Here is a 23,046-nt window from a genome sequence, read left to right on the forward strand (position 1 = left end):
GAGGGCGATGGCCAGGCCAGCGGCGGTGTGTGCGGGGGTCGGGTTCTGGCCGGTGGGGTGGTTATCGGTCATCGTGGTGGCCTTCCGGGGCGTGGTGGGTGGTGCTGGTGGACGATGGGGCCACCACGCCGGAAGGCCTCCTGGGGGAGGACCGGTTGGGAGTCGCACCGCGGGCCTTAGGCCTCGGAACCGGAGGCCCGGGTGCGCACCCAACATACCCACTCTCGTATTGCGTAGCAATACGGTTCGAGGTTCTATGTGTGGGCCATGTCGACAAACCGGCTGTAGTGCCCCTGGAACGCAACCGTGACCGTGGCAGTTGGCCCGTTGCGGTGCTTCGCCACGATGATGTCCGCCTCGCCGGCGCGCGGGGACTCCTTCTCGTACGCGTCCTCCCGATGGAGAAGCATCACGATGTCGGCGTCCTGCTCGATGGATCCCGATTCGCGGAGGTCGGACACCATGGGCTTCTTGTCGGTGCGCTGCTCCGGTCCGCGGTTGAGCTGTGACAGGGCGATGACGGGCATGTGGAGCTCCTTCGCGAGGAGCTTGAGGCCGCGAGAGATCTCGGAGACTTCCTGCTGGCGGCTCTCGGCGGCCTTCCCGCCGTTCTGCATGAGCTGCAGGTAGTCGATGACGATCATCTTGATGCCGTGGCGCTGAACCATGCGCCGGGCCTTGGCCCGGATGTCCATCATCGTGAGGTTCGGGGACGCGTCGATGTAGATCGGGGCCTGCTTGATCTCGGCCTGGGCGGTCGCGAGGCGCGTCCAGTCGTCCTCGGTCATCGATCCGCTGCGGATGTGGTGCAGGGCGACCTTCCCGGTGGCGGACAGCAGCCGGTAGTTGATCTCGCGGCGGCCCATCTCGAGAGAGAAGAACGCGGTCGGCATATCGCCCTTGACGGAGCAGGCGCGGATGAAGTCCATGGCGAGGGTGCTCTTGCCCATCGCGGGCCGTCCAGCGACGACGATGAACTGCTCGGGGTGGAACCCGGTGAGGAGCTGGTCGAGGTCCATGAACCCGGTGGGAAGGCCGGTGAGGTCGGTGCCGCGGCGTCCGATCTCCTCGATCCAGTCGATGTCCTCCTCGAGGGTGTCGCCGGCCAGGGCGTAGTCCTCGTCGGCGTTCTCGTCGGCGACCTGGAACAGCTCGGCGCCCGCGGTGTTCAGGTCGTCGGCGAGTTCACCGTCTGCGTAGCCGAGCTGGGTGATGCGGGTGCCCGCTTCGACGAGGCGGCGGCGGGTGGCGCGCTCCTTGACGATGTCGGCGTAGTACGAGGCGTTCGCCGCGGTGGGCACGGCCTGGACGAGGGTGTGGAGGTAGGTGGCGCCGCCGACCTTGGTGAGCATGCCGGTCTTGGCGAGCTCGGCGGCGGTGGTGATGGGGTCGGCAGGCTCGCCCTTCGCGTACAGGTTGAGGATCGCCGTGTAGACCATCTCGTGGGCGGGCCGGTAGAAGTCGCGGCCTTTCAGCTTCGCCTCGGTGACGACGTCCTCGATGGCGTCCTTGGACAGCAGCATGCCGCCGAGGACGGACTGCTCGGCGTCCAGGTCCTGCGGGGGCATCCGGTCGAACATGCCGCGGTCGCGGTGTGCGGGCTCGGCAGCCTGCGGGGGGATACTCATGGTGTGGCTCCTTCGGGAGTCCCGGAAGCAGCGGCCGGCCCTTGGACGGGGAATCACCGGCCGCTGCGCTCGTGTTCGGGGTCAGGCTCGGGCGAACTTCGGGTGGCACTCGGGGCACGGCACGTCACGCCCGTCAGGGAGCTCCCTGGTGCGCTGGTACGCGGCTGCGGGCCTCTCGCCGACGTTGCACACCCCACACCACTCCACAAGGCCGCCAGAAGCCGCCTGAGCCCCGGGAAGGGGCTTCTCCTCGACGCGGCGGCGCTTCAGGTTCCGCACCCGGTACGGCATAACCCTCGACGGGCGGGTCGCCGGCTTGTCCGCGTCGTCCTGGACCAGAACCAGCTCAAGGAACGTGTCGAACTCGTACCCCTGCGTGTGAGCTCTCGAGGCCAGCAGCGGGGCGAGCGCCCGCGCTTCGTCCGGACCCATCTGCCACTTCCCAGGGAGGTCCTGAAGGAACGCGTCAGCAGCCCGGATCTCCTCGGTGGTCGGCTGGTAGTCGTCAGCAGTCAGCGCGCACTGCTCGGCGTACCGGTCAGCCTTCGGCGCCCTTCCCTTGTTGCGGGGGTTAGGGGGAGGAGTACCTCCTCCTCCCTCCGGGGGGTGTGGGGGGGACGGCTCAATGCGTCCCGGAATTGGGGAAGCATTCTGACCTGCGGGAACACGCCTTCCACCACGTCCCGGAACTGGGGAACTGGTGTAACCGGATCCCTGGTTCCGGGAAGCATTCTGACCTGCGGCTTTCCCCGGTCGCCCAACTTCCCCATCCACCAGTTCCCTGGTTCCGGAACGTGTTCTGACCTGCGACTTCTCGGAGGGCTTCAGAGGGTCGCTGCCTACCTGGCGGGCCTGCCAGTCGGGGTTCCACGCCGGGTTGTCGTACAGCCTGTACGCGATTCGGCCCTTGCGGCCCGGGTGCTTCTCGTTCGGCAACTCGACCCGCAGCAAGTAGCCGGCCGCGATGATCCGGGTGAACGACTCGTACACCGAGTTCTTCCCGACGAGCTCCTCCCGATTCTTCGTCGACCGAATCCCGCGCTCCTTCAGTCGCTCCCACACCCTCAGCGGTGTGACGTCCATTCCGGAGGTGACGTCGAAGAGAACTTGCAGCAGCACGACGTAGTCGATGCCGTCCACAAGGTCGGAGCCCACACCCATGTGGGCAGGTACAGATACGCCGCTGACCGGCACTTTGGCGCGCGTGATGCCGCCGTTCTCGTTGAACTCCTCAGCCTGCGGTTTCACGCGGTCACCCCCGCCGTACGGAGGATCACAGAGCGTGGACTTGTTGGCGTGACTCTCGGGGCCGATACTGTGTGCATCGAGATCTGCTCTCTGAAGGTGGAGCTCGTTGATGCAGCGGGTTCCCGTCCGCTGTTGTGCTTGGAAGCCCGGTGGTCTGCGATCCGCCGGGCTTTCGCACGTCCAGGACTACCGCGTACCGCGGCTATGGCTGGACGTAAGCGGCTCACGACTCGCCGCCTGAAGCGCGGGGGTGCTCCCGGAAGAACGCGAGGAACGGCTCGGTCTCCATCACTGTGGCCTTGGCCAGTTCCCAGTACGGGTAGGGCCGGCCGTCGCCGAACGGCCAGTCCGGGTGTGTGGCTGCGATGTAGCGAATGCCCTGGTGGGTGATGTGCTCGACGATTCCGAGCTGGATGAGGAGTTGCGCGCCGCTCTGGTAGGTCACCGCGGGAGGGAGGCGGTGTTCGGTGGCGCTCACCACTGGTGGACGATCATGGAAGGGCACAAGTGTGCGCTGGTGGATCTCACTAGTAGGCTCCGGTGTGTGGGTTAACTCTTCGCGGGTTCTCTCACTGCTGCCGACTTCGCAGGTCGGTAGTGCTCAAAGGACGGCCGGGCGGGGTCGGTAGCCCCCTCGGCCGTTCGCGCGTCCGAGCTGGATGCCGGGACGCTTCAACGGTCAGGCGCCAACCCCCTCGGGACCGTCGCCCTCGATAGACCATCCATACCGCAGCGTCCACTGGTGCGTGGGCATGATGTGCTCGGTCACCTCGACGACGCGCCCCTCGGCGGTCCGGGCGATGTGGAGCAGCTCGTAGACGCGCGCGTCCTCGGCGAGCTCCAGAGCCTCGACCTCGGCCTGCGACGGAGGCCGGACGTTGATCTCCTCGGTAATGTCGGACTGCGCCTGACCCATCTCGGCAAGGCGGCTGATCATCCCTCCGGCCCCGGTGTCGATGTCCTCAAGGGCGCTCCCGAACCCGATGTCACCCGGCACGTAAGACGTGGCGAGCTGGACCGGGGTCTCGTCCGCGAGCATCCGGCGCGACCGCGAAAGGGTCGACACCTCGTCCGCTGACACTTCGAGCAGTTCGGCGATGCGCGCCGGCGGGGCGACCCGGTCAACGCTGACCTCGGACACGGCCCGCATCCCGAGCGCCTTCACCTCCGACGCAAAGGCGCCCCGAGACGGCGCCCCGTCGGCAGTGGCCTCCCGGAAGGTCTTCGTGTACCGGACGTTGGCGTCCCGGTGGATCTTGTTGAGCAGAGGGCTCACGGCGTAGTTGCGTCCTTTCTTGATCAGGTACCCCTCGGCCAGAAGCAGGCGGACTGCCTGACCAACGGTTCCTCGGTTGGTTTCGTACCGCGTGGCCAGCGTCGCGTCCCCAGGCAGTGAAGCGCCGGGCGCGAAGGTGCCGTCAGTGATGGCGGTACGCAACAGATCTGCGACATGGCGGTATGCCGGACGGTTGCTAGTCATGGTCAAAACCTTACCCGCAACACCTTTACTGGGCAACGCAATGCGAGCTATTGACATCGCATTGCGAGTTGGTGTTGAGTAGGTCACGTCGGAAACGGCGGGAGCCCTGAAATGCCAAACGGCCCTGGTGCTGAAGACACCAGAGCCGCTCAGGGGCCCGAAAGCCCGACGGACCGTGTTCCACCTGCTCAATCAGGAGGAGATCCGCGTGAATCAGCGTAGCCGCATCACCGGACAGACCGCACCCACCACCAGCAACGACATGGACGAGGCCCTCCGCCGCGTCCAGGGCCGACCCGCCCCCACCACGAGCCCCCGCCTCACCGCGACGGCGGTGGCGGCATGAGCTTCGTACCGGCCCCTCGCGTCGCCGACGTCTACGAGTCCCACGACCGGGAGCGCTTGCGCCTGAGGTCCGCGGCCTCCCCCTGCATGAACCCGATCCTCAGCGCCGAAGCGGCCGTAGCACAGACCGCGCTTCTGCTGGAGAACCTGACCCGGGAGCACGAGGAGAACCTCGACCGCCTCAACCGGGCACGCACTCTCCTCGGCCTGGACGCTGTCCCGCAGCCGATCTCGGCCCCGGAGCCGGCCCCCGCCACGCCACCGTCTTCCACGCAGCCCAAGACCACGCTGCCGCCGCGCCAGGCCAACATGCACCCGACGTACACCGACCACGCTGGTCGCATCACCAGCCGGGCCCGCCTCACCACCCTCACCAAGACCACCGGCTTCTTTCGCACCGCCACCGGCGAAACCTGGCGTTGGGTGGCCTCCGCCACCTACGTCGACCTCCTGGAGGAGCTGTTCGCCGGCGCACCGGTCGTCGCCACCCTCTTCGACCGCGGTGACGGATTCGTCGTCATCCAGGCGGTCCGCCCCGCGAGCCGCGTGGACTGGGACACCGACGAGTTCGACTTCAACGAGCACGCCGGACTGGGGCAGGCCACGGTCACCCACCGGCAGGGCATGAAGAAGATCCTCGCCAAGCAGAACGGCCTGGTCTGCGCGTCCTGCGACCGCAACCTCGGAAAGCACGCTCAGGCCGCCATCGCGGCAGAGCCCCTCAAGCCTACGGTCCTCATGTGCCGACCGTGCAAGGAGGACTGGCGCGACGCCCAGGCCGCCCGCCCCCTGAAGGCGGTGGCGTGATGGCCGCTCTCCCCGTCACCCCGCACCCGCGTCTCGTCGCGGAGATCGTCGACCTGGCCACCCAGTACGACTACGACGTCATCGACCTCATCGACAACGTCGAGTACGTGTTCGCGGTCATCGACCCCCAGTCGTACCTCGACGACGTGTTCGGCTCTCCCGACGCCGAAGCGTCCCTTGCCGCGTACGAGCAGCTGGTCACCGGCGAATGGGACGGCCGGCTGTGACCGCCGCCGAAGCCAACGCCAACGCTGCTACAGCGGCCGCGCTCGAAGCCGCCCGCGCCCAAGCCGCCCAGGACCTTGCGGCCGCCGAAGAAGCTGCCGCCCGCCTCCACCAGCTCACCGGAGGCGACCAGTGACCCCCAACCCCGTGCACACCGCCGGGAACGCGGTCCCCCCGCTCGACCCCGACCTCGCAGGTGTCCTCGACGACCTGGACGGCATCCACGCCGGCATCGACCTCATCCGCGACGGGATCCGCCTCCTCGCCCTCGACCGCCACACCCCGGACGGCACGCAGACGCTCCTCGCGACGCTCGCCGGTTCGGCCGGCGCCGACGTGGTCACCGCGGTGGCCCACCTCGTCGCCCGGTTGGCCAACGCCGACCTCAACCCCGCCCTCCACGGCCTCCCACTCGACACCCAGAAGACCACCCGCCACCTCGGCGAGCAGGCCGCCTACCACCTCGCCGACCCCGACCTCCACCAGCCCGCCTCCGAAGCCTCCGCCACCATTACCGGCACCTGAAAGGTCCGACATGTACGAGTGCGCGAACTGCGGGGCTTCCTGCGGCTACCGGCACCGGACCGGCGACCACCTGTTCTGCAGCGCCGACTGCCAGGCCGCAGCACCCAACGACGACACACCGATCTGGGACCCCCTGATCAAGGCACCGCCGACCGACACCACGAAGCGCCCGTTCTGACCCGACACCAGAAGGAGACCACCATGACCGCCACGAAGACCCTCACCGCCGACAGCCTCATCGCCGAGTACGCCGACGACATCGCGTTCGCCGCCGAAGAAGAGCAGCCCGCCACCACCGTTGACGACTTCGCCGCCCAGCTGCGGGACGCCATCCGGAACTTCGAACGCGCCGGAATCAACGGCGGAGACGAGCTGGAGAACGCGGCCACGTACCTGGTCGACGCCGCCACCAGCACCAACCCCACCGAGCAGGCCGTGTTCCTGAAGAAGGCCGCCAAGGGCCTGGCCTACGTCGACGACATGGTCTCCGAACTCCGCGACATGGTCTAACCCCCGCCCCCATCCGAAGCCTCCGCCGCCATCACCGGCACCTGAAAGGACCCGCACATGAGCACCCACGCCGACGCCATCGCCGCCGCCGACAACCTCCGCCGCGAACTCTCCGCCGCCGGAGCCCACCACGACCCCGCCGGCATGACCGACACCGACATCACCCGCATCACCGCCGCCGTACAGCACCTCGCCGCGGTCACCAACGGCAACCAGCACCAGACCCACGAAGCCATCCACACCGCCCACGCCGCCTGACCCGGCCCGCCCTGTCGTCACCAACCCCCACCGGTTGGTGACGGCATGGCAGCCCGGACCACCCCGGCCCTGCACCCCGCCACTCAACGACGAGAAAGGCACCCCGATGACCGCCACCGAATTCCGCCAGCAGCACGGAGACCCCACCACCTGGACCACCGCCGACATCGAAACCCAGCAGAACCTCGCCGCCTGCGACGCCCACCCCAACGACATCAAGGCCGCCGCCGACCGGCTCCGCGCACTCCTCGCCCCCGCCGCCTGACCGCCGCTACCCGCACCCGAAAGGACCGACCCGTGAAGCTCCTCCCGGCCAAGGCGACCAACCGGTCCCCCCTCCTCTGGCCCGCACTCGGCCTCTCCGCCGCCTCCCTCGCCTGGACCACCTGGAGCCTCGTCGACCTCCTCGGAGCAGGCCTCATCGGCGTCACCGTTGCCGCCGGCGCCGACGTCATCTGGGGATCCGTCATCATCGCCGAAGCCCGCGGCCTCCGCGTCGCCGTCGGCAAGAAGAAGAACCGCAACATCGTCTCCGCCTTCGGCTGGGCCTCCCTCCTCGTCGTCGCCGCCTTCCTCGCCCTCCACGGCATCCAGAAGGACAGCCTCGCCATGGCCGCCGCCGGCCCCTTCCTCCCCTTCGGCGCCAAGGCCGTCTGGGCCCTCGCCCTCGCCGACATGCGCGACCCCGCCGCCCTCACCGACAACGAGAAGAACACCCTCGCCGAGATGGAACGCCACATGGCGTTCGAGGAGGCGCAGCACCTCATCGAGATGCGGCGCCGCGAGATGGGCGCCGAACGCCAGATGTCCGAGGTGTCCGTCGACTTCGACATCGAACTGATGCGGCAGGACAAGACCCGCGAACTGATGCGCCGCCGCCCCCTGGAACTCACCGCCGGTGATGCGGCTGGCGATGCGCACCGCATCACTGATGCGCCGCACGACCGCCTCACCCCTGATACGGCCACTGGGTACTCCGCATCATCCGCCCAGCACACGATGCTCAACGCGGCCGCCCACCGCACCGACGCGGTTCGTGAAACCGCAGCTCAGACCCATGATGCGCCCCTGATGCGGACGACACGCGACCCGGCTGCGGCGCCCCGTATCGCCGGTGAGGCGCAGCACCTCGAAGGCCTCTCCAAGGCCGCCGCAGTCCGAGTGATGCGTGATGCGGACCCCACCGCATCAGCGCCGCAGATCGTGGAGCGCCTCGCGCATCACGGAATCGAAGCGGACCCCGGATACGTCCGCACCGTCCTTTCCCGCACTAAGCAGCAGCGCAACACCACGGAAGGCGGCTACCTGTGAGCCGCCACACCGCCCCGGCGCCGCAGACGGCCACCCCGTCTGCGGCCCGGACCCACGACCGCATCACCACCGCCCCGGTCACGCTCCAGCCAGCCATCGCCCCGGCCCCGCCGGCTGCCCCGGACTGGCCGACATGGGGGCAGCGGATCCTCCCCACCCCGCTCCGCGGTCTCCTCGTCGACCTCGGCATGTGGCAGGACCCCCAGCCCCTGCCGCCGTCCGGGCACCTCACCCAGACCATCGCAGTCCTCGACCGGTACGGATGGTGCCGGTCCCTCGACTACAGCCCCACCGGGCGGATGTGTATCCGCGGCGCCCAGAACCTCCTCGAAAAGACCGGCCACGTCACCCCCGCAGCCCGCGACCGGGCCGTCGACCACATGCAAACCGTCCTGTCCCGGCACGGCGTCACCATGCCGTTCCACGCTTGGAACGACCTCCCCCACCAGCAGTTTTCCAACATCCAGACCCTCCTCACCCGAGCCGCGTACACCGCACGAGCGAACGGAGAATGACCGTGACCGCCCCCGACAACCACGAGTTCGAGCGCATCATCCACGGCGGAATGCAGCCCCCCACCGCACCCCCCACCTGGGCCGACCCCACCCCCTACGGCACCTCCGCCGGGCACGCCCACACTGCCAAGACGGGTCTCACCACCCGCGGGAAAGCAGCCCTCGGACTCGGCGCCGCAGTCCTCGCCGGCGGCACCCTCCTCGGCTATCAGTCGTACTCCGCCAGCACCGCCCAGGCCGACCTCAAAGCCCAGGAACTCGCCCTCAAGTCCGAAGCTCTCGAGCTCGAGAAGCTCAAGGTCCTCAACGAGACGAAGACGGTCGCCGAGAGCAAGGCCACCGAGCAGGCCACAGCCCGTCAGACCGCGGTCGACACCTGCGTGAAGGGCCTCAAGAGCCAGGTCGGGAAGGGCTACGGCGCCCCGACGTACGGGGAGATCGTCGAGGACTGCCAGTCCCAGTACCCGGACACCTCCGCCACCACCGACATGCAGGCCGCCAGCTCGTCCAGCACCTCCTCCGGCAGCACCGGAGGAGGCATCAACGACGCCGCCGTCCTCGGCATCGGAGCCCTCGTCCTCCTCGGCGGGTTCGCCGTCCGGAAGAACACCCGCCCCAACCCTGCGTAACCAACCCGACCTACTACCTACCTCTTCCCGCGCCGAAAAGCCCCGGTCAACCCCCGCACAGGACGGGCAAGATCCGGGATTCTCCGGCGTGGGAAGTAGGAAGTAGGGACTACCGAGAGTGAGGAATGTGATGTCGGCAGACGCCGCACCGGCAGCCGCCACCACCCCCAGCATCGCGATTCCGCCTGCCCCGAACACCGCCCCCACGGCCACCGGGGCGGGCCCGCGGCAGAGCCTCCTCGCGTCCATGGTCGCCCCCGTCGAACCCGCCCGACCCGCCTTCACCCTCGACCCCGCAACCGCCGCACAGAACCCCACCCAGGGCGGCACCGACGTGCCCTCCGGAGGGGTCTCCAGCGCCTCCTTCCACGACGACACCACCCCCGCCGACACCAAGACGAACAACGCCTCCGGGAACGGCGCGGGGAAGCCGAAGCAGGGCATGATCCGGGCCCTCGTCCTCGCCGCCGCCGCACGGTGGGCGAAGGGCGGCGGCACCGCGAACAAGCGCCTCGACATGCACAAGGCCCGCGCCCAGGCCGACCAGGTCAAGGAGACCCGGCAGGTCACCGTGAACCGCAGCCCCGGCACCGGAGGGGGCACCGGAACCGGCAAGGGGGCCGGTGCCGGTGGGGGCCGCGACTCCAAGGGCTCCGGCACCGGCTCTGCGGGCGGGTCTGGCGGGAAGTCCCTGGACCGGAAGTCCTCCGGCGGCACCAAGAACAGCGGATCCACGGGGCCGAAGAACAACACCAGCCCGGCCAAGAGCCCGAAGAGTCCGTCAGCCTCCGACAAGAACAGCAACTCCCGCGGCTCCTCGGGGTCGTCGGGCTCCTCCGGGCGCGGTAGCACGGGCGGGACAGGGGCAGGCGGGTTCGGAGGCGGCAAGAACACGGGCGGCGGCCGGACCGACTCCAGCGCCACACCGAAGCCGACCAAGACCAAGGACACCGCGGCGAACACCCCGAAGCCCTCGGTCGCCCCGAAGGGCAGCGGCAAGACCAGCACCGGCGGCGGCGCGGCGTCCGGCGGGGCGAAGGGAAGCGCAGGCAGCGAGGGCAAGCCGGGGAAGGACGGCAAAGCCGGCCCCGCCCCGACCGCCCCCAAAGGGCCGTCCGCAGGCGGCAGCACCAACACCAAGGACGCCCCGGCCAGTCCCCGGATCCCGAAGCAGACCACCAACGACAAGAAGACCACCGACAAAGACGCCAGCGACACGGCCAAGGACCCCAAGGCCAAGCCGGACCTGACGAAGGACCAGAAGCCGAAGGACCCCGCCACCAAGGACAGCGACACCCCGAACAAGCCCGACCCGGCCGACAAGGCGACCGGCGACGAGAAGCAGCCCACCGGCAAGACCACCACCCCCGACCAGACCACTACCGCCGACGCCAGCGGGAAGCCCCTCGCCACCCAGCCAGCCCGCGAAACCGGCTACCGCGACGGCGCCCGTGCCGGAAAGGTCGCCGCCCACGTCCGCGCCTACCGTGACGGCGTGAAAGACGGCTGGGCCGACAGCCTCACCGCCGCCGACCACGAGAAGGCCCTCCTCGACGAGGCCCGCGAAGACCGCAAGCACAGCCGCGACGAAACCCGAGAGAGCGAGCAGCCCGTGGCCACCGTGATCGCCAGCAGCGCCGACCACCACGACACTGCCCCCGGCGGACCGCAGCCCATCCAAGTCGCCGGGATCGACGCCAAGAACCTCCACCTCGGCGACGGGGCCTCCCGCACCACCATCAGCCGCGGCGAAGTCCGCTCACTCAAGCAGTTCGAACGCCGCCTCGAGGAGCGGCTCGCCACCCTCCAGCAGACAGCCGACACCACCAAGCAGCTCCAGGCCCACGCCGAAGGCCAAGCCCAGCAGGCCCAGAACCTCCTCGAGCAGGCCAAGGGCGTCCAGGGCGGCGACAAGCTCGCCTCCGCCCTGTCCCGCCTCACAGAGGACGCCAAGAAGCAGGCCACCGAAGCCGAAGAGATCCACAAGCGGGCCGTACGGTCCGCCGACGCCTGCGCCGCCGTCCTCGCCAACGCTTCCACCCGCTACGGCGGCATGTACCAGGCCGTCGTCGACTCACCCGAAACACTCCCCGCCGAACTCACCTACTACCAGGGAGCCTGACCATGGCCACCGACATCCGGTTCCGGGAACTCCAGAAAGCCGTCAACGACCTCGGCAAGCAGGTCGTCCGCGCCTCCGAGATGATCCACCAGCACGGCGAGCACATCACCGGTGAAGCGCAGGACACCGCCCGCACCGCCGAAGGCATCGCCGCCATGGGCGTCGACCCCGAAACCGTCGCCGAGACCCAGCACCTCGCCCGCCTCATGGACGGACTGTCCGACTCCGCCCACGCCTACGTGTCCGCCGCCGACGCCACGGCCAAGTCCGCCCGCGCCGCCCACGCCCAGAACCAGGCCTCCCACGGCGGCATCGCCGAAGCCGTCGCCCGCTCCACGGTCCAGACCGACAACCTGCACCGCGAATGGCTCCGCGAGGAGTAACCCCACTGGGGCGGCCGCCCCGCCCCGGCCCCTTTCCCGCCCGGCACCCCCACCGTCAGGAGACCCCCATGACCACGCCCGCCACCACGACCACCCGGTCAGCCACCACCGAACGCGCCATCGCCATCGCCACCACCGCAGCCCCCATCGCCACCGGCATCCTCGCCCCCCTCCTCGACGGAGGCGCCGCCTTCACCGCAACCCTCGCCTACGGGGGAGCAGCCGGCTTCCTTGCCGCGAACTACATGGGCCGCCTCCCACCCGCCCTCCGCGCGAACCTCCCCGCCGCCGACATCGCGGAGGCTCACCGCGGCCCCCTCTTCATCTCAACGCTCACCACCGGCACTGCCCTCGCCATGGGCACCCTCATGGGCCCCGAAGGCTCCGACGCCCTCATGGCCGGCATCCTCGACCAGCCCACCATCCCCGGCATCGTCTCCCTCGGCTGGTGGGCCGCCGTCGCCCTCGTCCCCTTCAAGCTCCGCAATGTCCTTCGCCGCGTCCACCCCGCAGCCGCCCCCAGCCCTTCGGTCACCCCTCACGCAGCCCTGGCCACCGAAGCCGACCACATCGCCCAACGCTGGGGACACCACATCTCCCACCCCAAGACCGGCACCCACCGCGGCCAGATCCTCACCGTCAACACCGTCACCCCCACCCGCTGGGCCGGCATCATCACCGCCCCCGTCGGCGGCACCGTCACGGTCACCCCTGACGCCATCTCCTCCGTCTACCAAGTCCCCGCCGCCTGGATCACCCTCCAGCCCGGCGCGCACGCGGGGGAGCGGCAGATCACCGTCAACCTCACCCCACCCGCCGACGTCGACCCCACCACCCTTGCCGGGGCCTGGCGCAAGTGGGTCGCCAAGACCAACGGCATCATGGCCGGCACCCACCTCGAGGACGTCCAGGACGACCCCAACACTGGCGGCCAAGTCGCCTACGTCGTCGCCGGCGAGAACCTCGACCGGCTCCCCACCCCCGACCAGGCAAGCCTCGCCGGAGCCCTCCGCACCAACACGCTCCTCTGCTCCTACACCCACACGCCCGGAAACCCCCGCCGCGGCGAGATCCGCCTCATGAAGGAGAACCCGCTCCAGAGCGGCGTCCCCTTCCCCGGCCGCCACGTTCTCGAGATCAGCGCTGGCGGATACGTCCAAGTCGGCCGCCACGTTTCCGGCTTTCCCGCCCGCATCCAGTTCACCGACCCCACTCTCGGCGCCCGACACGTCTTCATCGCCGGCGTCACCGGCTCCGGCAAGGGCGGCCTCGTACAGATCGTCGCCCTCGCCGACCACGTCAACGGCCACGCCATTATCTACATCGACCCGAAGGGCTCCTCGAACCCCGACATCGAAACCATCGCCGCCTACTCAGGCCTCGGCGAAGAAGGCTCCATCCAGGGCCTCCGTGTCGCTTACGCCCTTATGCAGTGGCGGATCGCCGAGTCCGCCCGCCTCAAGATGAAGAACTTCGTCGCCACCCCGGAACGCCCCTGGGTCCGCGTCATCCTCGACGAAGCCCACGTGCCCCTTTCTGAACTCGAGGAGCACAAGAAGGAAGCCCAGACCATCCTCGAGGCGCTCGCAGCGAAAGCCCGCTCCCTCGGCATCATCCTCTGCATCGTCAACCAGGCCATGAACGCTGACAAGCTCGGCGGCTCCACCGCCCTGCGCACCAACGTCATCCAAGGCGGATCCCTCGTCATGCTCCGCACCGACTCCGGCCAGCAACACCTCGCCACCACCGGCTTCGAAGGCGTCGACCCCGGCCAGATCCCCGCCGCCTGGGACGTCGACCGCCCCCTCGTCTACGACTCCACCGTCACCCTCAAAGACCCCCGCACCACGTTCGGACTGGGCTACACCCTCGGCCCCGGCGGCACAGCCGAGATGATGCGCACCTTCATGCTCGAGTCCGCCGCCCCCCACATCGACAGCAGTGCGGTTGCGTACCCCGCAGACTGGCCCGACTGGGACAACCGGTACGACATTGCGAATACCCCGATCCTCGGAGGGGACCAGGCCGGCAGCGACTTCGACTTCCCTTCCACCCCCGGCACCCTCTCCGTTCCCCCGCCACCGAAGAAGCTGACCAGCACCGACGACAAGATCCTCCAAGCCCTTAAGGACGTCGCCGACCCCATCGGCCACGACACCGCGTACCTCCACAAGGACCAGCTCGCCACCATGACCGGATCCAGCGGATCCACCCTCGACAACGCCCTCACCCGCCTCACCAAGACGGGCCAGATCCACCGGCGCACCGAGGGCGACAAAGTCATCCGCGGCGAGTACGGGCCCGGCCCGGGGCCCGCAGACGACACCACGACCGAGACAGGCTGACCCTTGCCCCGCACCACCCGAACGGTCACCGCCCGCCTCCCCGGCGGGCGGTACCTCGTCGCCATCCTCGACCCTGACACCGCCGCCCAGCACAGCCCGCTGCGCCGCCACCTCCGCACCGAAGCGACCCAAGCGACCGAACGTCGGCAGGGACCGAAGGGGCCCGAAGCCGGAGAACTCCCGGCGGACGGCACCGGCCCAGGCTGACGATCCGGGGAAGAGCAGCCCGGACAAACCCTGATTCGTACGCCACGCTGGTACTGCACGGCCGGTCAGGGAGCCCCGGTGTCCCCGCGCCCACTCCCCGACCGGCCGGCCGCACACCGCGCCGCCCGGCCCCCAGCCGCCAGCGGCGCACAACGGCCCCTCCAGTACCCGAGGTCTGGAGGGGCCGCCGTACGTCCAGGACGTGGCCGGCTACTTCACCGGCTTCCACACCGCGCACCGCTCCGACGTGAACTGACCGTCAGACGACGCAATCGTCACCGTGATCGACCTGGCCGACGTCGCGAAATTGTTGTCGATGATGTCCCCGCCCTCCGACGTCCGCTCCCAATAGCAGTCCTCCACCCGGCCCGACGCCCGATACGTACCCGGCGGGATCGTCACCAGGTCCTCGTCCTCCTCCAACTGCTCCGCGGTCGGCTGCTTCGACGACACCACGTACGTGCCGTTCCCGAACCACCGCTCGTAGTCCCCGGACACGGCCTCCTTCACCGTCTTCGTCCACTTCGGGCACAGCTTCGGAACCCCCGCCAGCAGCATCGCTTCACCCGAGCCCTCCAGCATTCCGGACTCGACCAGCCACTGCGGCCGCGACGCCCCATCCACCGCGCTCACCGGCAGCGAGTCGCAGATGTCCCGCACGAACTCCGACGCCGACCCGTACAAGTCATCGACGATCCACCCCTTCTCGTCCGACATCCGGTCGATGTCACCCTCCGGCCCGGCCGCGTACACCGGCTCCGGATCTTCAGTCACCGGCGGCACCGTGCTCGGTACCACCTCCGGGCTCGACACCGCGGACGCCGGCTTCCCGTCGTCGCCCCCTCCACCGCACCCCGACACCAACACCACCGCAGCCAAACCAGCCGCCACGAACCCCACCCCACGCATCACTCTCATGCGCCGCAGAATGACACCCCACCAGAGCAGGGGGAAGGAAAACCGGGACATCGGGGATCATCAGTAACAGGCGCGGGGCCTAACCAGCACAACCACACACAGCGGGAGCCCTACCGCCATGGCAAAAGGAAAGCCCGTCGAAGCCGAAGTCTCCGCCCGCCGCGCCAAGCTCATCAGGCTGCGCCGCGAAGGCGTCCGCTACGACGACCCACGCATCCTGGACCTCGGATACAGCGACAGCGGTGCCGCCCGTAAGGACGTTATCCGCGCCCTTGAACGGAACCGCAACGAGGAAGCCGCCGAGGTCTCCGTCTACCGGCAGCAGGAGAACGAACGCCTCGACTCCCTCCTCGAAGCAGTCTGGGACAAAGCCACCACCCCCAGCCTCGTCTTCAACAAGGAGCGCGAGGTTGTCGCCGAGGAGATCGACCTCAAGGCCGTCGACACCGTCCTCAAGCTCATGGACCGCCGCGCCAAGCTCAACGGCCTGGACATGCCGCAGCGCACCGAACTCTCCGGGCCCGACGGCGGCGCGGTCCCGTTTGGCACCGGGTCCCTCGACGAGCTGAACGCCCTGATCGGCTTCGCCGGACAGAACACCCCCACGAAGGCGACCGCCAAGCCGAAGGACACCGGTGGCAACACCGACGGATGAGCTCCTCGAGGACGCACTGCTCCACGAATACCGGGAGCTGCCCGTCCCCGAACGGCGCCGTATCGCCCAAGCGGCCAGCCCCGACATCCGCCTCCGCCTCGCCTGGGTGGAGCGGCAGATGGCCATGGACCGCTCTCCGGGCGCCCTCGCATCCGTCCTTACCGAAGGCCGGGAGAAGCAGGCCCCGCACCTCGACATGATCGACGACGTGTTCCGGCGGATTGCCGCAGGGGAGCGAATGCAGGTGATGATCACCTGCCCGCCAAGGCACGGGAAGGCGCTGGCCCTTGAGACGCCCATTCCCACGCCGAAAGGCTGGACGACCATGGGCGAACTCAAGGCCGGCGATGAGGTCTTCGACGAGCTCGGGAAGCCGTGCACGGTCACCTGGACTTCGCCCACTTGGTACGACAGGCCGTGCTTTGACGTCGTCACCGACAGCGGCGGACACATCGTTGCGGACTACGCCCACGAGTGGAAGGCCAGCCTGGACCGGCGGTACCCCGATCGTCTCTACAACACCTGCGACCTCGCACGCACGCGCGCCAAGCAAGCAATGATCTGGACAGCGAACGCCCTCGAGCTCCCGGACCAAGAGCTCCCCGTACCGCCGTACCTGCTTGGAGCCTGGCTGGGAGATGGGCGCTCCGACGATGGCGGCATAACGGCGGACCCGGAGGACGCCAAGCATCTGCGAACCGTCATCCACGAGCTTGGCTACAAGACGGTCCAGTGGTCGAGGCCAACCGTCTTCGGTGTAGTCGGCTTGCGCAGCCAGCTCCGCAGTCTTGGAGTGCTCGGCAACAAGCACGTCCCGGCGCAGTACCTGCGAGGATCGATCGAACAGCGCAGGGCTCTGCTTCAAGGCCTCGTGGACACCGACGGGCATGTGGCCAAGGACGGGCAGGTCGAGTTTTGCAGTATCAAGCGAGGACTCGCGGAAGCCGTGCAGGAGCTGGTGTACAGCTTGGGCGGGAAAGCCTCGCTCATCACAGGAGACGCCACGCTCAACGGGCGCTTCATCTCCAAGAAGTACCGCGTGATGTTCTACATGGAGGGAGCCGCTCGGCTGCCACGCAAGGCAGCCAAGTGCCGTACCGGCATACGGAGCAACCGGCACTACGTCATGGCGATGCGGCGTAGCGCGACAGCCACCCGCTGTATCGAGGTCGACTCCCCATCACACCTCTTCCTGGCCGGTCGAGCCATGATCCCCACCCACAACAGCCAGCGCGCCTCCCGGTGGGGGCCGCTCTGGTACCTCCGCCGGAACCCGACCGCCCGGGTCATGCTCGCCTCGTACGGTGCCGAGCTCGCCGACGACCACGGGCGCTGGGTCCGCGACCAGCTACGCCTTCACGGCAACACCCTCGGCGTACGCCTCGACCCCGCCTCCCGGGCCGCGAACCGCTTCGACCTCGAAACTCCCCGCGGGTCATCCGTACGCGGCGGCATGGTCACTGCTGGCGTCGGAGGGTCGCTGACCGGCAAGGGATTTTCGCTCGGCGTCATCGACGACCCGTTCAAAGGTTCCGACGACGCGAACAGCCCTGCCCAGCGCCAACGCGTCTGGGACTGGTACCGGTCCGTGTTCTACACCCGCCGCGCCCCCGGCGCCTCCATCGTCCTCATTAACTGTATAGTGGGATCCATGAGAGCTTTGGGGGGAGATGGGCGCTGGAAGCCCATATCTGAGATTCGACCTGGCGACACGGTTGTGTCTCTGGCGGATGATCAGAAGACGCTTGTCACGGCCAAGGTCATGGGTCAGCGACTGTCCGGGGAGGACGCCACGCTCAACGTCGCGACGGATCGGCTGTCCCTTCGGGTGAACGGACGGCACCCCTTCGCCGTTCTTCGCTCGGACAAGGTGCGCCCTGATCCGCTGAAGGACCTCCACTGGGTCAGGGCGGAGGACTTGGAGGTGGGTGACCTCGTCATCACGACCAAGTCACTTCCGGACGACTACGTGGCGAGCGATGTCCTACCGGACGGGTCACCTGTCGATGAAGAACGCGCCTGGTTGCTCGGATACCTACTCGGAGACGGGTGGGCTGGGGAGAACAGACGAGCCAACGGCCGGATCAACTACTACGTGGCCTGCGCTAAGGGCAGCAGCCAGAAGGAGTGGAAGCAGGACCTGGATGATCGCTTGTTCGCAGCGCTGGATGGGTGGTCGCCGAACAAGGTCTACGAGACCAAGTTCGGGTACTGGCGGACCGAGTGGGCTGACGGAGGGCGACTCCTGCGCCAGATGGGTTATGGAAGCGGCGCGAGGGGCAAGCGCGTGCCGGACTGCGTTTGGGGCTGGTCTCCGAGTCTGCGGCGCGCGTTCCTGTTCGGATACGCAGAAGCTGACGGAGGGCTCCAGTACAAGGGGAAGAAGCGTGACACCGCGCCCGTGTGGCGTATCGGGTCGGTCAATAAGGAACTCCTCGATGACGTGCGGGACCTTGCGCTGACCTGCGGTGTCAGGCCGACCACCGTCTTCGTGGACAGGCCGCGTTGGCAGCAGCCTCCCGGGAGCCCGAAGCCGGTTCTCAGCACCCTCTGCAGCATCGGTCTCTCCTTCGGTCCATCCCACGCAGAAGGGCGGGGATCGATCCGAATCGGCTCACCACACCCGGCCCCTGAGCATCTGCGCTACGAGAGGATCAGGAGCATCACTCCCGGCCCTGCCTTGCCCGTATACGACCTTGCGGTCGAGGGAACGGAGAATTTCGTCGCCGAAGGGTTCGTGGTTCACAACACGCGCTGGCACGAGAAGGACCTCTCCGGGCAGATCCTCGACACCGAACCCGAGAACTGGACCCTGATCGACCTCCCCGCCCTCGCTCTCTCCGACACCGACCCCCTCGGCCGGCAACCCGGCGAAGCCCTCTGGCCCGAGCAGTACGACGAAGAGGAACTCGCCCGCACCAAACGAGCCGTCGGTGAACGTGTCTGGTGGGCCCTCTACCAACAGCAGCCCCGCCCCCTCGAAGGCGGCGTCTGGCAGTGGGCATGGATCACCGACAACCGCATCAACCCCGTTGCGTTCCGCGCCGTCGACCTCACCCGCGTCGTCGTCGCCCTTGACCCCGCGGGAGGCGACACCCCCGGGCACGACGAATCCGGGATCGTCGCCGCCGGCCGTTCCGCCGACGGCCACTACTACGTCCTCGCCGACCGCACCGGAAGCCATAGCGCCGAAGCCCGCGGCCGTGAAGCCTGCCTCCTCGCCCTTGAACTGCAAGCCGATGCCATCGCCGTCGAAACGAACTACGGCGGCGACATGGCCCGCCAGAACGTCATCCAGGCCTGGAACGAGCTCGAGCGGAATGGGCGCACCAAGGGGCAGCCGATGCCCCGGGTGGTGGACGTCACCGCGAAGAAAGGCAAACGCCTACGCGCCGAGCCCATTGCCCAGCTGTACGAGACGAACCTGGTGCACCACCTTGCCGAGTTCCCATCTCTCGAGACCCAGATGGTCACCTGGGTGCCCGGCATGGACTCACCCGACCGGCTCGACGCACTCGTCCACGCACTCACCGAGCTCGCCAACCCGGCCGCAGCGTCCGTCGGAACCAGTACGTACAGCGACCACCGCCTGACCGGGCGCCGCTGACCGGGGGCAGCACCAGAGCCCCGCGACCGTACGCTGATCACATGGCGCGGGGCCTGTCACAGAGGAGTTCTGGTGGGTCTCAGGCAGATCGCCATCCACGCATGGAGCTGGCTGAACTACAAGCCGGTGTACTCCGACGCGATGGGCATGCCCAACCGGCGGGCATTCCCCGAGGCCCAGGCCATGTGGGTGCCCGCCGAAGACGAGCGGCGCCTCGCCGCGTACAAGCTGCTGTCCGCGTACGACCACAACCAGGCCGCCGAGATCGCCGAGGTCGTCGACGGGGCATCCGCCCGCGACCGGCGCGAGTTCGGCGATCCGTCAATGTTCATCGACACGCTCGTCGCGAACGTCCTGGGGCGTGACCAGAAGATTGTGGTCCCCGGCGCCGAGCAGACCGCGGCAGGGGAGGCTGACGCAGCGTCTGTCGCCATGGCGGAACGCGTCCAGGACCTGTTGCGGGACTGGGCCAAGGCTGAGCTGCTGCCCATGCGCCTCCAGCAGTGCGAACGCAAGACCGTTGCCCTCGGGGACGGTGTGTACCGCATGGCGTGGGACCCGGCGAAGCGCCGGCCGACGCTGCGGGTCACAGACCCCGGGTTCTACTTCCCCGTGATCGGGGAGGACGACGACGGCGGCGAGTACCCGCGGCGCGTCCACTTCGCATGGGAGCTGCCCGCCGACCCCAAGCGGGGTCTCAAGGCCAGGTTGCGGCGCATCACGTACGAGCTGGACTGGATTCGGCCCCTCACCGTCGCAGGGGTCGACGAGACCGGCACGCGCGCCGTCCGAGCCCTGCCCCCGCCTCCCGACTCCGTCCCAAGCGACGCTGACGCCACCGAGCCCGTTGGCCCCGCCCTGACCCCTGGCGACATCATCGAGCCCGAGTCCGGGGCCATCGCCCGCCAGTACGCATGGAACGACGAGCCCTCCTACTTCACCTGCTACCTCACCGACGCCACCTGGATCATCGGCGACATCAAGGGCCCCGTCGACGTCGACTCCCTCCCCGCCGCCGGGGCCACCTACGCAACCCGGTCCGACGGAGAAGTCCTCGACCACCTCGACCTCCTTATCGACTTCATCCCGGTCGTTCATGTCCCCAACACGGTGCCGCCGGCCGAAGAGCACTGGGGGCAGTCGTCCCTCGCGAAGGCGTTGCAGGTCTTCGACGAGCTGGCCGGCTCCGACACCGACTCCGCCCGCGCGTCCGCAACCACCGGGCTGCCGATGCTCGCCGTGTCCGGCGTCAGTGACCCCCGGCAGGAACTGGCCGCGGGCCCCGGCATGGTCTTCAAGCTGGGGGACAACGGGCGCCTCACCGCCGTCGACACCTCCAACGCCCTGGCCGAACTCCGCAACCACGTCGCCGACCTCAAGGACCGGGCGTCAACGATCGTGCGCCTGCCTGCGGTGTCCCTGGGCACCCTCAGCCCGTCCGAGGTGCCGTCCGGGTTCGCCATGCAGATCAGCCTCGGCCCCCTCGACTCCCTCATCGGCAGCATGCGCCTGGCCCGCGAACACAAAGAAGCCCTCGTCCTCAAGTTCGCCCAACGCCTGTACATCGCAGGGCAGCACCCCGACTGGGTGGGCGTCACACCGCAGGACGCCGAACTGGTCCGCGGCCCGTACACGCCGACCGACAAGGCCGCTGTCCTCGAGCAGGTCGCCAACGGGGTAGAGAAGGGTGTTCTGTCTCTCGAGACGGGGGTGCGGATGCTCACCGACGCCGGTTTCCCCATCGACGACGTCGAGAGGGAGATCGAGCAGATTCAGTCCCGTCAGTTCGAGCAGGCCCGGTTCCTCGCCGACGCCCTCGGCAACGCGGAAGAGGTCGCCGACTTCCTCGGACGGCAGGCCCCGGAACAGCAGGAGGCTCCCGCCCCCGTCCTTCCCCCAGTCGGCAACGAGGGAGAAGAGGACGACGAAGACCCCCTGACCCAGGGGCAGCAGGGGAGCGGGGGCAACGAATGACGCAACCCGTGCTTTCCTTGGATCAAGGCGCGGGGCCTGGAACAAGTTTGGGAGGACTTGCGCTTATGCGTCGCCCCACGCAGCACCACCGCATCCCCACCACCCAGCCGGCGTGGATGCACCCCTACACCGGCGTGACCGCCCTCGGCGTGTTCTACAACGACGGCGGCACCCCCCCGGCCGGAGACTCGAACCCCCAGGACCCCCCGAAGCCCAGCCCGCCCGCCACACCCCGCACCTTCACCCAGGACGAACTCACCGCGCTCGCCGCGAAGGAGAAAGCCCAGGGGGAACGCGCCGGCGCGAGGGCCGCCCTCGAGAAGGTTGCCGCCGACCTCGGGTTCACGAACCTTGAGGACGCGAAGGCGTTCATCGAGGAAGGCCGCAGGGCCAAGGAAGCCCAGCTCACCGAGCAGGAGAAGCGGGAACGTGAACTCGCCGACCGCGAGGCCCGCGCTGACGCCCGCGAGAAGGCCGCCGCCGACCGGGAACGGGCCGCGACCCGTCGGGCCATCCTCGTCGGGCTCGGTGCGACCGGTGTAGACCTCGAGGACGCTGTCGCCCTTCTCCGTGTCCCCGACGACGCCGACGACACCGCGATCACCGAGGCTGCCGAAGCGCTCAAGGGGCGCCGCGGTGAGCTCTTCGGAGTCGCCCGCCCCAGTGACCCGGCGGCCGTCTCGGGGCTCCCCCCGGCCCCCGGCGGTGCACCCGCCGGAGGACCCCCCGCACGCCAGACCCCCACCGGTAAGCCCGGCGACCGAGGGCGCGAAATGGCCCGCCTGCGCGGCCACAAGCCCGCCGCATAACCACAGACTTCCCGGCCACTGGTCGGGGTTGGGACCACGCCCTCTCCTCGTGGACGCACACCCCACGGGGTGCAGCTGTCACCGCACGCCGCTTTCACGAGGAGAAGGCAGTGAACGACTTCCAGCCCTCCTCCTACACGGACAGCGTCACAGCCGACCGGCCGTGGCTCGCGTCCCTGGTAGGAGTCCAGGACACCAACACCATCACCCTCGACCTGAGCAAGTTCACCGCGGACACCCACTACGTGGTCTCCGCGAACCCGCTGCTCCAGGGTCGTACGGTCATGAAGTCCGGCATCCCTCTCGGGAAGATCACCGCGTCCGGGCTGTACGCCCCGTACGCGTCCGCTGCCGTGGACGGCAGCGAGGACCTCGCAGGGTTCCTGGTCTCCGAGATCAGCTTCAACCCCACCTCCGTGAAGGCTTCCGGTGCCCTTCTGTGGCACGGAGAAGTCTTCGCCGCAGAGCTCCCCGTCGCCCTCGACCCGGCCACCGTCACCTCCGTGGCGCCCGGCGTCAACATCCACTACCGGTAGAAGGAGGAG

At 68.8% G+C, this 23,046-nt stretch carries 26 protein-coding genes; 21 read left to right on the forward strand and 5 right to left on the reverse strand.

Translation table 11 applies throughout. The features are described 5' to 3' along the window. Positions 1–254 precede the first annotated feature (254 nt). The 4 genes from dnaB to CR470_RS01705 all read right to left on the reverse strand — a co-directional run bounded on the left by dnaB (position 255) and on the right by CR470_RS01705 (position 4,356). Positions 255–1,628 carry a replicative DNA helicase gene (gene dnaB / locus CR470_RS01690; protein WP_257138340.1) on the reverse strand — a complete coding sequence of 458 codons (1,374 nt, stop codon included), beginning with the start codon at positions 1,626–1,628 and terminating at the stop codon, positions 255–257. 81 nt (positions 1,629–1,709) lie between these two features. Continuing rightward, entirely contained in the window at positions 1,710–2,876 is a 1,167-nt protein-coding gene (locus CR470_RS39260; RefSeq protein WP_179892092.1) for a hypothetical protein, read from the reverse strand. A gap of 223 nt (positions 2,877–3,099) precedes the next feature. Continuing rightward, positions 3,100–3,354 (reverse strand): hypothetical protein, encoded by a 255-nt coding sequence (locus CR470_RS01700; RefSeq protein ID WP_143663744.1) that lies wholly within the window; start codon positions 3,352–3,354, stop codon positions 3,100–3,102. Between the two features lie 201 nt (positions 3,355–3,555). After that, the gene (locus CR470_RS01705) at positions 3,556–4,356 is read right to left on the reverse strand and encodes a GntR family transcriptional regulator (RefSeq protein ID WP_257138355.1); all 801 of its coding nucleotides are present in this window, start codon (positions 4,354–4,356) and stop codon (positions 3,556–3,558) included. Between the two features lie 208 nt (positions 4,357–4,564). Here CR470_RS01705 and CR470_RS39265 point away from each other — a divergent pair, with 208 nt between their 5' ends. The 16 genes from CR470_RS39265 (at position 4,565) to CR470_RS01765 (ending at position 14,538) form a co-directional block, all read left to right on the forward strand. Then, positions 4,565–4,702, forward strand: a complete 138-nt coding sequence (locus CR470_RS39265) for a hypothetical protein (RefSeq protein WP_179892094.1) — start codon at positions 4,565–4,567, stop codon at positions 4,700–4,702. Continuing rightward, complete coding sequence (locus CR470_RS01710; protein ID WP_097865789.1) at positions 4,699–5,508, forward strand: hypothetical protein; 810 nt, start codon at positions 4,699–4,701, stop codon at positions 5,506–5,508. The genes CR470_RS39265 and CR470_RS01710 overlap by 4 nt, the downstream gene beginning before the upstream one ends. Further along, positions 5,508–5,735, forward strand: a complete 228-nt coding sequence (locus CR470_RS01715) for a hypothetical protein (protein ID WP_097865790.1) — start codon at positions 5,508–5,510, stop codon at positions 5,733–5,735. The genes CR470_RS01710 and CR470_RS01715 overlap by 1 nt, the downstream gene beginning before the upstream one ends. Next, positions 5,732–5,869, forward strand: coding sequence for a hypothetical protein (locus tag CR470_RS39270; protein WP_179892095.1), 138 nt, complete (start codon positions 5,732–5,734; stop codon positions 5,867–5,869). Before CR470_RS01715 ends, CR470_RS39270 begins: the two co-directional genes overlap by 4 nt. Continuing rightward, a complete protein-coding gene (locus tag CR470_RS39275) occupies positions 5,866–6,258 on the forward strand; it encodes a hypothetical protein (RefSeq protein ID WP_097865791.1) in 393 nt (130 codons plus the stop codon). Before CR470_RS39270 ends, CR470_RS39275 begins: the two co-directional genes overlap by 4 nt. A gap of 10 nt (positions 6,259–6,268) precedes the next feature. Beyond that, the gene (locus tag CR470_RS39280; protein WP_179892096.1) at positions 6,269–6,436 is read left to right on the forward strand and encodes a hypothetical protein; all 168 of its coding nucleotides are present in this window, start codon (positions 6,269–6,271) and stop codon (positions 6,434–6,436) included. Positions 6,437–6,459: 23 nt separating this feature from the next. Then, a complete protein-coding gene (locus CR470_RS01725; protein ID WP_097865792.1) occupies positions 6,460–6,768 on the forward strand; it encodes a hypothetical protein in 309 nt (102 codons plus the stop codon). 57 nt (positions 6,769–6,825) lie between these two features. Further along, entirely contained in the window at positions 6,826–7,026 is a 201-nt protein-coding gene (locus CR470_RS01730) for a hypothetical protein (protein WP_097865793.1), read from the forward strand. Between the two features lie 106 nt (positions 7,027–7,132). Continuing rightward, positions 7,133–7,291, forward strand: a complete 159-nt coding sequence (locus tag CR470_RS39285) for a hypothetical protein (protein WP_179892097.1) — start codon at positions 7,133–7,135, stop codon at positions 7,289–7,291. 32 nt (positions 7,292–7,323) lie between these two features. Further along, on the forward strand, positions 7,324–8,337 hold the full coding sequence (locus CR470_RS01735) for a hypothetical protein (RefSeq protein WP_097865794.1): 1,014 nt from the start codon (positions 7,324–7,326) through the stop codon (positions 8,335–8,337). Then, positions 8,334–8,852 carry a DUF6197 family protein gene (locus CR470_RS01740; RefSeq protein WP_257138341.1) on the forward strand — a complete coding sequence of 173 codons (519 nt, stop codon included), beginning with the start codon at positions 8,334–8,336 and terminating at the stop codon, positions 8,850–8,852. Before CR470_RS01735 ends, CR470_RS01740 begins: the two co-directional genes overlap by 4 nt. A gap of 2 nt (positions 8,853–8,854) precedes the next feature. Continuing rightward, positions 8,855–9,481 carry a hypothetical protein gene (locus CR470_RS01745; protein WP_143663746.1) on the forward strand — a complete coding sequence of 209 codons (627 nt, stop codon included), beginning with the start codon at positions 8,855–8,857 and terminating at the stop codon, positions 9,479–9,481. 130 nt (positions 9,482–9,611) lie between these two features. Then, positions 9,612–11,603 carry a hypothetical protein gene (locus CR470_RS01750; RefSeq protein ID WP_097865796.1) on the forward strand — a complete coding sequence of 664 codons (1,992 nt, stop codon included), beginning with the start codon at positions 9,612–9,614 and terminating at the stop codon, positions 11,601–11,603. Positions 11,604–11,605: 2 nt separating this feature from the next. Beyond that, positions 11,606–11,986: a hypothetical protein gene (locus CR470_RS01755; RefSeq protein WP_097865797.1), complete on the forward strand. Its 381-nt coding sequence runs from the start codon at positions 11,606–11,608 to the stop codon at positions 11,984–11,986. 68 nt (positions 11,987–12,054) lie between these two features. Continuing rightward, positions 12,055–14,331, forward strand: a complete 2,277-nt coding sequence (locus CR470_RS01760; protein WP_097865798.1) for a type IV secretory system conjugative DNA transfer family protein — start codon at positions 12,055–12,057, stop codon at positions 14,329–14,331. A gap of 3 nt (positions 14,332–14,334) precedes the next feature. After that, positions 14,335–14,538: a hypothetical protein gene (locus tag CR470_RS01765; protein ID WP_097865799.1), complete on the forward strand. Its 204-nt coding sequence runs from the start codon at positions 14,335–14,337 to the stop codon at positions 14,536–14,538. Between the two features lie 210 nt (positions 14,539–14,748). Here CR470_RS01765 and CR470_RS01770 read toward each other — a convergent pair whose 3' ends face one another. Beyond that, positions 14,749–15,312: a hypothetical protein gene (locus tag CR470_RS01770; protein WP_143663748.1), complete on the reverse strand. Its 564-nt coding sequence runs from the start codon at positions 15,310–15,312 to the stop codon at positions 14,749–14,751. 262 nt (positions 15,313–15,574) lie between these two features. On the opposite strand from CR470_RS01770, the gene CR470_RS01775 reads away from it, so the two are divergent. From CR470_RS01775 to CR470_RS01795, 5 genes are all read left to right on the forward strand, one after another. Next, positions 15,575–16,111 (forward strand): hypothetical protein, encoded by a 537-nt coding sequence (locus tag CR470_RS01775; protein WP_097865801.1) that lies wholly within the window; start codon positions 15,575–15,577, stop codon positions 16,109–16,111. Then, positions 16,092–19,718, forward strand: a complete 3,627-nt coding sequence (locus CR470_RS39290) for an LAGLIDADG family homing endonuclease (RefSeq protein WP_097865802.1) — start codon at positions 16,092–16,094, stop codon at positions 19,716–19,718. The genes CR470_RS01775 and CR470_RS39290 overlap by 20 nt, the downstream gene beginning before the upstream one ends. A 72-nt stretch (positions 19,719–19,790) precedes the next feature. Next, entirely contained in the window at positions 19,791–21,692 is a 1,902-nt protein-coding gene (locus CR470_RS01785) for a hypothetical protein (protein WP_097865803.1), read from the forward strand. A 65-nt stretch (positions 21,693–21,757) separates the two neighbouring features. Further along, positions 21,758–22,501 (forward strand): hypothetical protein, encoded by a 744-nt coding sequence (locus CR470_RS01790; protein WP_097865804.1) that lies wholly within the window; start codon positions 21,758–21,760, stop codon positions 22,499–22,501. Between the two features lie 110 nt (positions 22,502–22,611). Beyond that, entirely contained in the window at positions 22,612–23,037 is a 426-nt protein-coding gene (locus tag CR470_RS01795; RefSeq protein WP_179892098.1) for a head decoration protein, read from the forward strand. Positions 23,038–23,046: the final 9 nt, after the last annotated feature.

This window comes from Streptomyces sp. rh34 (assembly GCF_002551245.1).
Classification (GTDB): Bacteria; Actinomycetota; Actinomycetes; order Streptomycetales; family Streptomycetaceae; genus Streptomyces.

What these genes read in the sequence shown, in the direction of transcription:
- dnaB (WP_257138340.1), bottom strand. Translation starts at nt 1,628, where the DNA reads ATGAGTATCCCCCCGCAGGCTGCCGAGCCCGCACACCGCGACCGCGGC.
- CR470_RS01705 (WP_257138355.1), bottom strand. Translation starts at nt 4,356, where the DNA reads ATGACTAGCAACCGTCCGGCATACCGCCATGTCGCAGATCTGTTGCGT.
- CR470_RS01710 (WP_097865789.1), top strand. Translation starts at nt 4,699, where the DNA reads ATGAGCTTCGTACCGGCCCCTCGCGTCGCCGACGTCTACGAGTCCCAC.
- CR470_RS01715 (WP_097865790.1), top strand. Translation starts at nt 5,508, where the DNA reads ATGGCCGCTCTCCCCGTCACCCCGCACCCGCGTCTCGTCGCGGAGATC.
- CR470_RS39280 (WP_179892096.1), top strand. Translation starts at nt 6,269, where the DNA reads ATGTACGAGTGCGCGAACTGCGGGGCTTCCTGCGGCTACCGGCACCGG.
- CR470_RS01725 (WP_097865792.1), top strand. Translation starts at nt 6,460, where the DNA reads ATGACCGCCACGAAGACCCTCACCGCCGACAGCCTCATCGCCGAGTAC.
- CR470_RS01730 (WP_097865793.1), top strand. Translation starts at nt 6,826, where the DNA reads ATGAGCACCCACGCCGACGCCATCGCCGCCGCCGACAACCTCCGCCGC.
- CR470_RS39285 (WP_179892097.1), top strand. Translation starts at nt 7,133, where the DNA reads ATGACCGCCACCGAATTCCGCCAGCAGCACGGAGACCCCACCACCTGG.
- CR470_RS01750 (WP_097865796.1), top strand. Translation starts at nt 9,612, where the DNA reads ATGTCGGCAGACGCCGCACCGGCAGCCGCCACCACCCCCAGCATCGCG.
- CR470_RS01755 (WP_097865797.1), top strand. Translation starts at nt 11,606, where the DNA reads ATGGCCACCGACATCCGGTTCCGGGAACTCCAGAAAGCCGTCAACGAC.
- CR470_RS01760 (WP_097865798.1), top strand. Translation starts at nt 12,055, where the DNA reads ATGACCACGCCCGCCACCACGACCACCCGGTCAGCCACCACCGAACGC.
- CR470_RS01775 (WP_097865801.1), top strand. Translation starts at nt 15,575, where the DNA reads ATGGCAAAAGGAAAGCCCGTCGAAGCCGAAGTCTCCGCCCGCCGCGCC.
- CR470_RS01790 (WP_097865804.1), top strand. Translation starts at nt 21,758, where the DNA reads ATGCGTCGCCCCACGCAGCACCACCGCATCCCCACCACCCAGCCGGCG.